General features: G+C 68.3%; 9 protein-coding genes. 6 read left to right on the top strand and 3 right to left on the bottom strand.

What is annotated here, in order from left to right:
* Positions 1-80: 80 nt before the first annotated feature.
* Together EL340_RS11345 and EL340_RS14995 are read left to right on the top strand one after the other, a co-directional pair.
* Positions 81-854, top strand: a complete 774-nt coding sequence (locus EL340_RS11345) for a class E sortase (protein WP_197722303.1) — start codon at positions 81-83, stop codon at positions 852-854.
* The gene (locus EL340_RS14995) at positions 854-1012 is read left to right on the top strand and encodes a hypothetical protein (RefSeq protein ID WP_164719388.1); all 159 of its coding nucleotides are present in this window, start codon (positions 854-856) and stop codon (positions 1010-1012) included. Before EL340_RS11345 ends, EL340_RS14995 begins: the two co-directional genes overlap by 1 nt.
* Before the next feature lie 107 nt (positions 1013-1119).
* Here the strand turns inward: EL340_RS14995 and EL340_RS11340 are convergent, their stop codons facing one another.
* From EL340_RS11340 to EL340_RS11330, 3 genes are all read right to left on the bottom strand, one after another.
* On the bottom strand, positions 1120-4014 hold the full coding sequence (locus EL340_RS11340) for a cation-translocating P-type ATPase (protein ID WP_126414643.1): 2895 nt from the start codon (positions 4012-4014) through the stop codon (positions 1120-1122).
* Between the two features lie 303 nt (positions 4015-4317).
* Positions 4318-7734 (bottom strand): PPi-type phosphoenolpyruvate carboxykinase family protein, encoded by a 3417-nt coding sequence (locus tag EL340_RS11335; RefSeq protein ID WP_126414642.1) that lies wholly within the window; start codon positions 7732-7734, stop codon positions 4318-4320.
* Positions 7735-7835: 101 nt separating this feature from the next.
* A complete protein-coding gene (locus EL340_RS11330) occupies positions 7836-9212 on the bottom strand; it encodes an anaerobic C4-dicarboxylate transporter (RefSeq protein WP_126414641.1) in 1377 nt (458 codons plus the stop codon).
* Between the two features lie 527 nt (positions 9213-9739).
* Here EL340_RS11330 and EL340_RS11325 point away from each other — a divergent pair.
* The 4 genes from EL340_RS11325 to rpsR all read left to right on the top strand — a co-directional run bounded on the left by EL340_RS11325 (position 9740) and on the right by rpsR (position 13728).
* Positions 9740-12238: a transglycosylase domain-containing protein gene (locus EL340_RS11325; protein ID WP_232023041.1), complete on the top strand. Its 2499-nt coding sequence runs from the start codon at positions 9740-9742 to the stop codon at positions 12236-12238.
* 250 nt (positions 12239-12488) lie between these two features.
* A complete protein-coding gene (gene rpsF / locus EL340_RS11320) occupies positions 12489-12776 on the top strand; it encodes a 30S ribosomal protein S6 (protein ID WP_126414640.1) in 288 nt (95 codons plus the stop codon).
* 27 nt (positions 12777-12803) lie between these two features.
* Positions 12804-13403, top strand: coding sequence for a single-stranded DNA-binding protein (locus EL340_RS11315; protein ID WP_126414639.1), 600 nt, complete (start codon positions 12804-12806; stop codon positions 13401-13403).
* Between the two features lie 88 nt (positions 13404-13491).
* On the top strand, positions 13492-13728 hold the full coding sequence (rpsR, locus tag EL340_RS11310; RefSeq protein WP_003783656.1) for a 30S ribosomal protein S18: 237 nt from the start codon (positions 13492-13494) through the stop codon (positions 13726-13728).
* Positions 13729-13733 lie beyond the last annotated feature (5 nt).

The following is a 13733-nucleotide window of genomic DNA, read 5'->3' as shown; positions in this document are numbered from 1 at the left end:
ACTCCGGGCTGGTCACGGGCGGGGTGTGCCGCCTTAGACTGGCCGTTAAGCTCATGAAGTCTCAGTCCTGAGGAGGGGCGATGGCCAGAGGAGGTCTTGTGCGACACCGAGCGCCCGGTCAGAGCCGCGCTGTACGAATCTTCAATGGCACCTTGACCGGGATCGGCGAGCTGCTCATCACCGCCGGCCTCGTCGTCGCGCTCTTCCTGTGCTGGCAGCTGTGGTGGACCGGCATTGACGCCAACGCCAGTGCGCAGGCGGTGGCCACCCAGTTCCACGACAAGCAGGTGGAGTCCCCCAAGACCGAGGGGACCAAGCACTACGACGATCCTCCGGTGATGGACAAGGCCGGCTACGGCGAGACCATCGGGATGCTCGTCGTCCCCAAGTGGTACGGCGTCACCAACAACAACATGCCGATCCTGGAGGGCACCGGCTCCGACGTCCTGGACCAGGCCGCTGCCGGACACTACCCGGACACCCAGCAGCTCGGGGAGCTCGGCAACTTCGCCATCGCCGGGCACCGCCGCACCTACGGCAACTCCTTCCGCCGCATCGACCTGCTCCAGGAGGGCGACGAGATCGTCGTCTCCACCGCCAACACCTGGTACGTGTTCACGGTGACCAATCATGAGATCGTCCAGCCCGAGCAGGTGGAGGTCATCGCCCCGGTGCCGGATCAGCCCGATGTCCAGCCCACCGAGCGGTACATCACGCTGACCACCTGCCACGGCTCGACCGCCGGCGAGTTCGGCAACGACCAGCGCTGGATCGTCCACGCGAAGTTCTCCTACTGGATGGACCGCTCCGAGGGACGCCCGGCCTCTGTACTCAACGATCCGGGGGTCAACTGATGTACGGCTTCATCTGGAGGCATCTGCCGGGGCCTGCGTGGCTCAAGGCCATCGAGGCTCTCATCCTCGCCGCCGGCGTTGTCTACGTGCTCATGCAGTACGTCTTCCCCTGGGCCAACGAGACCTGGCACCTCTCCGGTAACGCCGACGTCGGCTGAGCGCGACGGCCGGCCACCGCCGGCTGCCGCCCCCGTCGGATAAGAACCCCAGTGGGGCCCGACCGTCATCAGACGGTCGGGCCCCACCCGTGTGCCTGGCTCCGGCTCTAGCGGTTCATGAGCCGGCTGGTGAGCTTGCGCAGCTCATCGACCCACAGGACCAGGGAGGCCATGGCGATGACGACGACCCAGTGGGTCGCATCCAGCGACGTCGTCGAGAAGGCCGCCTGAAGGAAGGGCACCTCCACCACGGCGACCTGGAGCACCAGGGTCAGGCCGATCGCACCCCACAGCCACTTGTTGACGAAGAGGTGGCTGAAGGCGCTGACCGTCTCCGAGCGGGAGTTGAGGGTGTTGAACAGCTGCGCCAGAACCAGCGTGGAGAAGGCCGCCGTGCGGGCGGTGTCCAGGTCGTCGGTGGACAGGGAGGTCTCGATGAGGCCGCCGGGCAGGAAGAAGTCCAGGGTCGCCAGGGTCGAGACGGCCATGACGGCGCCGACCAGCAGGACGCCGCTCCACATGGCGCCGTCGACCACCCGGTCCGTGGGCTTGCGCGGTGGGCGGGCCATGACGTCCTCCACGGAGGGGTCCACCCCCATGGCCAGGGCCGGCCCGGAGTCGGTGACCAGGTTGATCCACAGGATCTGGGTGGCCAGCAGCGGCAGGACGACGCCGGAGTCGCTGTGACCGCTCAGGCCGATGACCCCCGAGAGCACGACGCCGCCGAAGACGGTGAGGACCTCACCCATGTTGGAGGACAGCAGGAAGCGCAGGAACTTCTTGATGTTGTCGAAGATGCGCCGGCCCTCGCGCACGGCGTCGACGATGGTGGCGAAGTTGTCGTCCGCCAGCACCATCGTGGCGGCCTCCTTGGTCACCTGGGTGCCGGTGATGCCCATGGCGACGCCGATGTCCGCGGCGCGCAGGGCCGGGGCGTCGTTGACGCCGTCGCCGGTCATGGAGACCGTGTGGCCCTGGGACTTCAGGGCGTGGACGATCCGCATCTTGTGCTCGGGGGCGACGCGCGCGTACACGCTGGTGTCGGCCACGGCCCTGGACAGGGCGTCGTCGTCCATCGTCTCCAGCTCGCGGCCGGTGAGGACCGGGGCGCCGCGCTCGACGATGCCCAGGTCCGCGGCGATGCGCCCGGCAGTGGCCGGGTGGTCGCCGGTGATCATGAGGACGCGCACGCCCGCCCGGTGCGCCTCGGCCACGGCCACGGCCGCCTCGGGGCGCGGCGGGTCGATGATGCCGACGACGCCGGCCAGCACCAGGTCCCGCTCCAGGTCGGACAGGTCCGCCTCGCCGTCGCCGGCTGCCGCCTCGCGCACGCGGGCGGCCTCCTCCTCGGTCAGGATCCGGTAACCGACCCCCAGGGTGCGCAGCGCCCGGCCGGACATGTCCGCGATGTGCTCGGTGAAGCGGGCCCGGGCCTCGTCGGTCAGGTCGGTGGCGGTCTCGCCCAGGCGCATCTGCGTGCAGTGCTCCATGAGGACGTCGGGGGCGCCCTTGGACATGATGATCGTGCCGTGCTCGGTGTCGGTGAGCAGCACTGACATCATCTTGCGCTCGGAGGTGAAGGGGACCTCGCCGATGCGGTCGAAGCGCCCCTCGCGCTGGCCGTCGGTGCCGAGCTTCTTCTCCGCGACGAGGAAGGCGCCCTCGGTCGGGTCGCCGACGACGCTCCAGACGTCCTCGGTGACGTTGAGCTCGGCGTCGGAGGCCAGGGTTCCGCCGGAGAGCACCACGGTGACCTCGTCACGCAGGGGACCCTCCAGGGGATCGGCGTCGGGCCGGCCGTCGCGGTCGGCGTCAGGGGCGACCTCGCCGTCGGGCGTGTAGCCGATGCCGGTGACCACGGAGGTGCCCGAGGCGGTGACGACCTCCTGGATCGTCATCTCCGAGCGGGTGAGCGTGCCGGTCTTGTCCGAGCAGATGACCGAGGCCGACCCGAGGGTCTCCACGCTGGTGAGCTTCTTGACCACCGCCTTGTGGGTAGCCATGCGCTGCACGCCCAGGGCCAGGACCACTGAGAGGATGGCGGGCAGGCCCTCGGGCACGGCCGCCACGGCCAGCGAGACGCCCAGCAGGAGGGCGTGGACGATCGTGTCCGGCGTGCGCTCGGTGGCCAGGAGCAGCAGGGTGCCCACGACGACCACGGCGATGATGACCACGACGATCCCCAGCATCTTGGAGATCGCGTGGATCTCCTTCTGCAGGGGCGTGTCCTCCTCCTCGACGGAGTCGAGCATCTGGGCGATCGCGCCCATCTCGGTGTCGGCACCGGTGGCGACGACGACGGCGCGCCCCGTCCCCTGGGCCACGGAGGTGCCCCGGTAGACCATGCAGGTGCGGTCGGCCAGGTCGGTGTCCGCACCCACCGCCTCCGGGGTCTTGACGACGGCGTCGGCCTCACCGGTCAGGGAGGACTCGACCACGCGCAGGGCGGCGGCCGAGAGCAGGCGGGCGTCGGCACCGACCTGGTCGCCCTCGCCCAGGACGAGGACGTCGCCGACCACCAGCTCGGAGGAGGGAATGACCAGGCGCGAGCCGTCTCGCAGCACCGTGGAGGTCGCCTCGGTCATCGCGGACAGGGCGGCGACGGCGTCGGCGGCCTTGTTCTCCTGGACGAAGCCGAGGACGGCGTTGAGGGTGACGACGGCGAGGATGACGACGGAGTCCACCGGCACGCCCTCGGCGCCCTCCAGCACCCAGGCGATGGTGGAGATGACGATCGCGACCAGCAGCAGGTAGACAAGCGGGTCGTTGAACTGGCCCAGGAAGCGCAGCCAGGCGGGTACCGGCGGCTTGGAGGGCAGCTCGTTGGGGCCGTCGGCGGTCAGGCGGTCGGCCGCGGCCTGGGCGCTCAGGCCCGTGGAGGTGTCGGTGCCCAGCTCCGCGGCGACGGCGTCGGAGGGACGGGCGTAGGAGGGGGAGGACGGAGTCGTTGCGGTGGTTCCGGCCGGATCGGCCGGTGTGTCCATGGCAGCTGCAGTGGGCATGGACGCTATCCCATCAACGGCCGTAGCCCCTCACAAGCCTCCGCGAGCGTTTTTAGGGGTGAGTCACACGGGTAGGGGCTCCCAGTGTGACAGTTGAAGCGATTTCAGTGTGAACTTTGGAGCGGTTTCAGTGTGAACTTTGGTGAGAGCGTCGTCGGGCGCTCCGGTGCCGCTGCCCGGCACGTCCACCGCGCTCTGCGGGGACAAAACGCACGGTGGGGGACAGGACACGCGTGTGGGGACAGAAATTCTGTCCCCACACGCGTGGAAGGTCCCCGTCAGTGAACGGGAGCGGCGTCAGCCTCAGGCCAGGGTCGGCTGGAGGCCGAGCGTGCCCACGAGGTGCTCGCGGTAGGCCGGGGAGCTGACCTTGTCCAGCCAGGCGCGGGCCTCGGCCAGGCGCCCCTCGATGCCCAGGCGCTCGATGACCTCCTCGTTGTTCTCCGCGGTGTAGAAGCGGGTGAGGTCCTCGATGGCCTGGTGCGCCTGGCGGGTGTCGCGGGCGACCTTGGCGTCCAGGCGCGCCGCGTACCACGACGAGTTCAGGATGTTCTCGCGCTCGAACAGGGCGCGGAACTCCGGGCTCGTCAGGTCCCAGCCCTCACGGGAGGTGCCGTCGATCATGATCTCCAGCAGGGCCCGCAGCGGAGGCACGGCCCACTCGATGGAGCCGTCGGCCCGGTAGTGCTCGGCCACGACCTTGTGCGTGGTGACGATGATGTCCACCGAGTCGGCGAAGACCGCCTCGTCCTGCAGCTCGGGACGCAGCATCTCCTCGGTGAAGACGACGTCGGGGTGCAGGAAGATCCGCCCGAAGAAGGTCGAGGCGAAGGCCTGGTTCATGCGGTAGCCCAGACGCGAGGCCTGAACAGTGCGGCCCTCGTACTCGAAGTCCTCGATGCGCTCGAGGTAGCCGCCCTCGATGAGGCTGCGGGCGTCGCGCTCCTCGGTGCTCATGCGGGAGAAGATCTCCGGGATGAGCAGCGAGATGTCGTGGGCCACCTGGACCTTCGGGCCGATGTAGCCGGCCGAGGACAGCCAGCCGTCGTAGCCGCTGAGGGCGTAGGACAGCAGGGCCGCGTTGAGGTCGTAGATGGCCGGCAGCGCGTTGAACGGGGACTTGGTGAGCGCCCCCTCGCTGCCGGCACCCGTCGTCGAGGGGGACTTGCCGGTCATGGAGGAGATGAACTCCATGAACAGCTCGGGCAGCTCCATGTAGTGCAGCGGGTTGTAGGCGCACAGCGGCGGAACCCCGTCCTCGGGCGGGTTGTTGCGGCGCCCGGCGGCGACGACGTCGACGCTGTGGCGCAGCGGCTCGGCCAGCGGCACGTCGTGGAAGAGGTGGTTGGTGAGGTCCGCCAGCGCCACGTCCTTCGGGTTGGCGATGTCGGGTCGCACCTGGAGGTAACGGGGGTTCTTGGTGGGGGTCCCGCCCACCAGGCGCGGGTCGGCCGTGGAGACCCAGTAGGTCTCCTCGGCGGGGTCCTCGGCCTCGGGCAGGGCGGCGGCGCGGGCCACGAGGTCCTGCATGGGCTGGGTGAAGCGGGACAGTCCGGGGGCGTCGGCGGCCATCGCCCGGGCGTCCTCGGGCGTGAGCGGCTCGAAGTTCGAGATGAACAGGTCCGCGTCCGGGTCCGACATGTCCGACTCGGTCTGCTTGTCGTAGCCGCGCACGATCGCGTCGTCGGGCCGCTGGAAGAGCAGGGACTCGCAGTTGGTGACGAACTTGCGCGACAGCTCCGAGTCCGGGGTCGACACCAGGCCGCCGGGGGCCACGATCGAGGCGGTGATGTCGTCCTCGGTCTGGACCTTGGCGGCCGGTGAGAAGTCCGGGCGCAGGGACAGCAGGCGCCAGGCGCCGTCGTCCTCGAAGCCCACGCGCAGCATGTTGACCTTGATGAGCTCCTCGTCCAGGCGCAGGGAGTTGCCCTTGCGGCCGTTGATGATGCCCACGGAGAAGTGGCTGCGCCAGTCCTTGCCCCAGCTGGGCTGGTAGAAGCGCTTGACGGTGAAGATGAGCTCCTTGATGTGGGCCGGGATCGACTCCAGGAAGGCGTTGTACTCGTCGGTGTACATCGACGAGGGCGTCAGCAGCTTGATGACGCTTCCCAGCGAGCGGCGCTCGGAGAGGATCGAGCGGTGGTTGTCGCTCTTGTTGGCCGGGTCGACGAAGCGGTCGGCGTAGTTGCCGTCGAGGATCTTCTGAACGGTGTCGAAGTCCTCGTCGACGTCGCCGACGTAGGCCTCGCCGAAGACGAAGGCGTCCAGGAGGGACTTGGAGATCTCCGACTTGCCGCCGCCGGAGACGGTGGCGGGCTTGTGGGCCTGCGTGGACCAGGGGGCGGTGCCCACCAGGTGCCACTGGGTGGCGTCGCCCTCGCGGTGCTTGGCGTGGACCCGATAGCCGTTGGGGGCCACGTAGGTGTTGCTCACCAGCAGCGGGATCGAGGCCTCCTGGCCGTCGGGGCGGGTCCAGGTGATCGTCTGGTTGCGCATCGAGTAGTGGGCGCCTGCGGGCACCAGCACCACGGTCGGGTCGTCCACCACGACGGCGGAGCCGTCCTCGCGCATCTCGAAGCGGCCCGGGTTGCGCTCGACGACGTGCTCGAGGGTCAGGCCCTCGGGCGTGTGGATGTCGGTGTACTCCTGGCCCAGGTTGTAGCGCGGGTACGCGATCGCGCCGCCGGCGTGCTCCTCCTCCACGCAGCCGAAGAGGTTGGCCGAGTACCCGATCTGGGTCTTGACCTCCTTCTTGCAGTAGCCGAAGTAGTTGTCCGCGATGACGGTGACGATGACGCCGCGCTCGTCGCGGGCCACGCACTTGAAGGCCTTGCCGTCGTTGTAGAGCTCGTCCTCGTCCTTCCAGCACTGGCCGTCGCGGCGCTGGCGCTCGGTGGCCTCCTCCCAGGAGGGCAGGCCCAGCTCCTTCTTGGTCAGGGTGGTCAGGTGCGGGGCGAGGATGACGCAGCCGGTGTGGCCGGTCCAGGACTCCGGGGCCAGGGAGGCGTCGTTCTCCGGCAGGTAGGGGTCGCCGCCGTTGCCGAAGATGCCCTCGACGAAGTCCAGGTTGGAGACCAGGCCGCCGGGGGCAATGAAGCGGATCTCCATGGAGCGCTCGGCGGAGAAGCCGGGAACCTCCGGCACGACGACGGGACGCAGCAGCAGGGAGACGAAGCAGCGGGCCGGGTCCTCCTGCCTGGAGGCCCACGGCAGGGTCAGCAGGTCCTCGGGGGCCTCGACGGCGTGGGCCAGGAGGCGGGCGAAGACGTCGCGTGGGACGGCGATCTTGTCATCGGGGATCGGCAGGCCGCCCTCGGCGACGTGGAAGACGCCGGCGGTGGTGCGGCGGTCGTTGCGGGGGTTGTGCAGGACGCCGCCGAGCACCTTGTAGCTCTCGACGTAGTCGGAGGTGAAGCTGGTGGAGTCCGCCGGCAGGGACAGGGCCCGAGCCAGGCCGGGCTGGTCCAGGACGAAGGTCGAGCGCGGCAGCTGCGGGGTGGCGGCCGCGCCCTCCAGGTAGGAGTCCAGGAAGGTTTGAATGCGCTGGTCAGCAGCACAGGGGCGGTGAGCCAGCCGGCGGGAGAGCTCGCGCTGGCGCGCCAGGATCGGGGACATGAGGCGGTCCGCCTCACTCTGCTCGACCTGTGCCGGGGCGGAGATCCCCAGCAGCTCCAAACGCAGGGCGATGGCGGAAGTGGTGGCCGCGTCTGTAGTTGTCATGGCACGAGCCTAGCCAGATCGAATGACACGGTCCTGTTACGTTCTGCCCAGAAAGACGGCTTCAGGTGTGTGTTCGGGGTCGCACTGACACTGAGGGCCGGTCAGGACAGCAGCAGCTGGGACAGGGCGGTGCCCACGAGGCAGGAGGTGATGACGCCGATGAGCCCGGGTACCAGGAAGGAGTGGTTGATGACGTACTTGCCGATGCGCGTGGTCCCGGTGGGATCGAAGCCGATCGCCGCCAGGTCCGAGGGGTAGGTCGGCAGGATGAAGTACCCGTAGGAGGCGCCGATGAACCCGACGACGACGACCGGGCTCACCCCGAGCGACAGGGCCATGGGGGCGACGATGAGCAGGCCGGCCGCCTGGGAGTTCACCAGCTTGCCGATGATGAACAGGACGATGGCGTACATCCACACGTGGTTCGACAGGACGCCGGCCAGGCCGTGCTCCAGATCCTCCAGGTGTGCGTGAACGACCGTCTCGGTCATCCAGGCGACCCCGAAGATGGAGAACATGGCGGTGGCGCCGGCCTTGAACACGGGGGTGGAGGCGATCTTGCCGGCCTGCACCTTGCAGGTCAGCAGGATGAGGGCCCCGGCTGCGAGCATCACCATCTGGATGACGAGGTTCATGCTCAGGTGCTCCATCTTGCCGCCGTCGCCCGTGGGGAACTGGGGGCGCAGCACGTCGAAGGCGCCCAGGACGACGACGGCGGCGATGGCGCCCAGGAAGATCCAGGTGGCGCGGTAGGCCTCGGGCGGGAACACCTTGCCGATGAGGGTCTCGGAGCTGGACTGGACGGCGGCCCGGAACTCCGGGTCCTCCAGGCGCTTCTGGTACTCCTCGTCCTTGTCCAGGTCCTTGCCGCGGCGCATCGACCACAGGGAGGCCAGGAGCACGCCGCACAGCGACGCCGGGATGGAGATCGCCAGGATCTGGAGGACGGACCAGTGCCGGTCGGTGTTCTTGGCGATGATGGAGACCACGGACACCGTGGCCACGGAGACCGGTGAGGCGGTGATCCCCATCTGGGCGGCGACCGAGGAGGCGGCCATGGGGCGCTCGGGCCTGATGCCCTTCTTGATGGCGATGTCCGCGATGATCGGGAGCATCGTGTAGACGACGTGGCCGGTTCCGCACAGGACGGTGAGGAACCAGGTGACGCACGGGCCCAGGATGGTGATCTGCTCGGGATGTCGGCGCAGGACCCGCTCGGCCATCTGCATCATGACGTCCAGGCCGCCGGACTGCTGGAGGGTGGCGGCGCATCCGATGACGGCCAGGATGGTGAGGATGACGTCGACCGGTGCCTCGCCCGGCTCCAGACGGAATCCGAAGACGAGGACCAGCAGGCCGATCCCGGCGATGAGACCGAGGGCGATCCCGCCCTTCTTCGCCCCGACGATGAGGCAGGAGAGGATGATGATGACTTGGACGATGATGCTGAGGGTCTGGAGGGCGGAGCTGGCGTCCATGGCGGATCTCCCCAGTGAGCTGGACGGGCGGTAGCCGGCGCTCCTCAAGCGGGCGAGGAGCGGATGAGTGGAACTGACACCCTGTCAGTGTTGTGTCCAGTGTCTCACTGTTGGGCGGGGACTATTGTCCCGACCCGTACCGGCTGTTCCTGCTGCTGAGGGTCTCGGTGCCGGCTGGGCGCGAACTCACATTCTGGTTCCGCAGCCACTCGGGTACGGCTCCCAAAGCGCGTGAGCGTGCTGGTCAGGGCGAATCAGGTGGCGTTAAGGTAACGCCTGGCGGTGGTGTCATGGCTGGTTCCCAGGTCCGCATCGCTACCGTCACTCCCCACTGTTCCCCCATACTGGACCGCAGTCGACGCCCGATGCGGCTTGTCCGCAGCGATCGCGCCTGATCGCCGTCGGCAGTCCTGCACGACGGCGACCGGTGTCTGAGTCAGCGCCGGCAGCCAACATCGGTCATGATGGAAGCTACGACCGCAACCGGAGCGTTATCCCCCGCGCCGTCGCGGTACCCAGTCACCTCCATGACAGTCAACCGAAACGAGGAGCGCGTGGCAGAAGGCACGAACGGGGGCGGACCCAGCCGCCCCGTCGGCAACAAGCTGTCCCAGGTGGCCAGCGCCGGCCGGCAGGCGCTGAGCAAGGCCTCGGGGTCTGGTAAGAAGCCCGGAAGGAATCGCCGGCCCTCGCAGGCCGAGCGGTCCAAGGACTCCGCCTCGGGGCGCAAGCGTCGTTTCTTCAACTACCCTCGCGCCGGCAAGGGCCGGATCCATCGCTGGATCCCCAGCTGGCGGTTCGTCCTGGGCACCTTCCTGCTGGGGGTCCTCAGCCTTGTCGGCGCCTTCATGTGGGCCTACAACACGGTCAAGGTCCCCAAGCCCAGTGAGTTCGCCCTGGCGCAGAGCAGCACCGTCTACTACGCCGACGGAACCACGGAGATGGGCCGGTTCGCCGAGATCAACCGAACCTCCGTGGACGCCTCCTCCCTGCCGGAGTACGTGGGCAACTCGGTCGTGGCCTCCGAGGACCGCTCCTTCTACTCCAACCAGGGCGTCGACCCCAAGGGCATCGCCCGTGCGCTGGTGAACAACCTGCGCGGAGGCGACACGCAGGGCGCCTCGACCCTGACGCAGCAGTACGTCAAGAACTACTACGTCGACACCACGAGCTCCTACAGCGGCAAGTTCAAGCAGGCCATCATGGCCATCAAGATCGACCGGGAGAAGTCCAAGAAGGAGATTCTGGGCGACTACCTCAACACGGTCTACTACGGCCGTGGTGCCTACGGCATCGAGGCGGCCTCTCAGGCGTTCTTCGGCAAGGCCGCCAAGGACCTGAGTCCGTCCGAGGCCGCGCTCCTGGCGGGAATCCTGCCCTCCCCCAGTGCCTGGGACCCGGCCGAGAACCCGGACAAGGCCCAGGAGCGCTGGGCGCGAGTCCTCCAGTTCATGGCCGACGACGGCTACATCACCCAGGAGCAGTACGACTCCGCCAAGCAGGCGGGCATGCCCCAGACCATCGAGTCCCAGACCAAGCAGGTGTACTCCGGGACCAACGGATACCTGCTCCAGATGGTGCGCAGCGAGCTCGAGGACAAGGCCGGAATCGCGCCTGAGCAGATCGACACCGGTGGCTACAAGATCGTCACCACGATCAATCAGAAGGATCAGGACGCGGCCGTCAACGCGGTCAACTCCCTGCCCGCGGGCGCCTCCCCGAACCTGCGCAAGGCGCTGGTGTCCATCGACCCCAAGACGGGGGGCATCCTGGCGCTCTACGGAGGCGAGGACTATCTGACCAGCCAGGTCAACACCTCGACCGATGCCATCGCCCAGGCGGGCTCGACCTTCAAGCCCTTCGCGCTGGTGGCCGCTCTGGAGAACGGGTGGGCCCTGGGGAGCAGCTACCCGGCCACCTCGCCGATGACCATCGAGGGGCACGAGTTCCAGAACTTCAAGAACGTCTCCCTGAAGTCGGCCAGTCTGACTGAGGCCACGGAGCAGTCGCTCAACACCCCCTACCTCCAGCTCAACCGGGACCTGTCCAACCAGGTTGACTCGCAGGCGACGGCCAGTGTGGCCAACCGTGCCGGCTATCCCCAAAAGACCAAGGGGCTGGAGTCCGACGAGGAACGGGAGCTCGTGCAGAACGTCCTGGGATCGGCCTCACCGCACACGATCGACATCGCCTCGGCCTACTCCACCTTTGCCGCTCAGGGCGTCAAACGTGACACCCACATCGTGGCCTCCGTCAAGAACCCCGACGGCGGGGATCACTACACCCCGTCGACCACGGGGAAGCGGGAGTTCGAGGAGGACGTCATGGCGGACACGACCTACGCCCTCCAGCAGGTCGTCTCCGGTGCGAACGGCAGCGCGGACAAGGTGGCCGCCCAGATGGACCGTCCGGTCGCCGCGAAGACCGGGTCGTCGTCGGACAACAAGTCCGCCCAGTTCGTGGGCTTCACCCCGCAGGTGGTTACCGCGGTGACCCTCTACCAGACCGGTGAGGACGGCTCGGAGGAGTCGATCGAGCCCTGGGGCGAGTACGACGAGATCACCGGCTCGACCTACCCGGCCGACATCTTCATCGACTACATGAAGGTCGCCCATGAGGGACTGAAGGTCGAGGAGTTCCCGGAACCCGCCGAGATCCCCGCGACGCGTGGCGGCGGCACCGGTACCGCCAAGCCCACCGCCGAGCCGGAGGACGAGTCGACGCTGGCCCCCACCGCCCGGCCCGAGGAGACCCAGGCGCCCACGGAGCAGCCCACGCCGGAGGCGACTCAGCAGGGCACGCAGCCGCCTGGCGATCAGTCAACGTCTGGACCTACATCTGGTATTGGTGACGGCGATCGTAACGGCAGTGGTGAACAGACCGAAGTTCCTGGCAGCGGCGACCGAGGCGATGTTCCTGGTCCTGGTCAGGGTGGTCAAGGTGGTGCTGGCCAAGGCGGTCAAGACGGCCAGGGACAAGTTGGCGGAGCACCGCAACAGGGCGGTCCTCAGGGCCGTGACGGCTAACGTCCCACTTCTCCGCAGCTGACACCCGCCTCTCGGCGTGCACCCGACGGTGGGCCGACGACGTGTTGCATGGCACGTCGTCGGCCCACCGTCTCGGCTTTCAGGGCCACCGGGTTGTCCGGTAATGTGGCGAACTGGCTGCGTCGTCGGGCGGATGAGCCGTTTTCCGCCGGATGGTGCGCCGCACGCATCACCCTCCTGTCACGGAAGGACCGTGACCGCCACAGACCAGAGGAGGTGGGTACCAAGCATGCGTCACTACGAGATCATGATCATCCTCGACCCCGAGACGGACGAGCGCACCGCCAACGCGACGCTCGAGAAGCTGCTGCAGGTCGTCCCCAGCAACGGGGGCACCGTGGACAAGGTCGACATCTGGGGCAAGCGCCGGCTGGCCTACGACATCAAGAAGAAGTCCGAGGGCTTCTACGCCGTCGTGGACATGACCACCACGCCCGAGACCGCCCAGGAGCTCGACCGCCAGCTCGGCCTCAACGAGACCGTCCTGCGCACCAAGCTGCTGCGTCCCGAGGCCTGAGCCTCTACCGGGAACGGAGACAACGCCATGGCCGGAGACACCATCATCACCATCGTCGGGAACCTCACCGCGGACCCCGAGATGCGCTTCACGCCCTCCGGGGCAGCGGTGGCCTCCTTCACCGTCGCCTCCACGCCGCGCACCTTCGACCGCCAGGCCGGTGAGTGGAAGGACGGGGAGACCCTGTTCATGCGCTGCTCGATCTGGCGCGACGCCGCGGAGAACGTGGCCGAGTCGCTGACCAAGGGCACAAGGGTCATCGTCCAGGGCCGTCTGGTCCAGCGCTCCTTCACCACCCGTGAGGGCGAGAACCGCACGGTGGTGGAGATGCAGGTCGATGAGATCGGCCCCTCCCTGCGCTACGCCAAGGCCCAGGTCACCCGCCAGCCCCGCGGGGGCGGTCAGGGCGGCTTCGGCGGCGGCCAGGGCGGACCCCAGGGTGGCGGCTTCGGCAACCAGGGTCAGGGCGGATACAACCAGGGCGGCCCCCAGCAGGGCGGCTACAACGGCGGTGGCGGCTTCGGCGGCCAGGGCCAGTCCGGGTACAACGCCCCCGCCGGCGGCGCCGCGGACGACCCGTGGGCCACGGGCGGCTCCACCTCCTTCGGTGACGAGCCCCCGTTCTAAAGCCGCGACGTCGTCGACCCGTTCCCTCAAACACACCACACTTTTCATCTCGTAGAGCGCCCAGGCGCTCAGACCAAGGAGTACCACCATGGCGAAGCCCCAACTTCGCAAGCCGAAGAAGAAGGTCAGCCCCGTCAAGGCCATCAAGGTCGGCACCATCGACTACAAGGACACCGCCACGCTGCGGAAGTTCATCTCCGACCGCGGCAAAATCCGCGCCCGGCGCGTCACCGGCGTCTCCGTCCAGGAGCAGCGCAAGATCGCCAAGGCCGTGAAGAACGCCCGCGAGATGGCTCTGCTGCCCTACTCGAGCTCGGCTCGCTGATCGGA

Origin of the sequence: Actinomyces viscosus (genome assembly GCF_900637975.1) — a bacterium.
In the GTDB taxonomy this organism is placed as follows: Bacteria; Actinomycetota; Actinomycetes; order Actinomycetales; family Actinomycetaceae; genus Actinomyces; species Actinomyces viscosus.
This window is presented reverse-complemented; position numbering and strand designations above follow the sequence as displayed.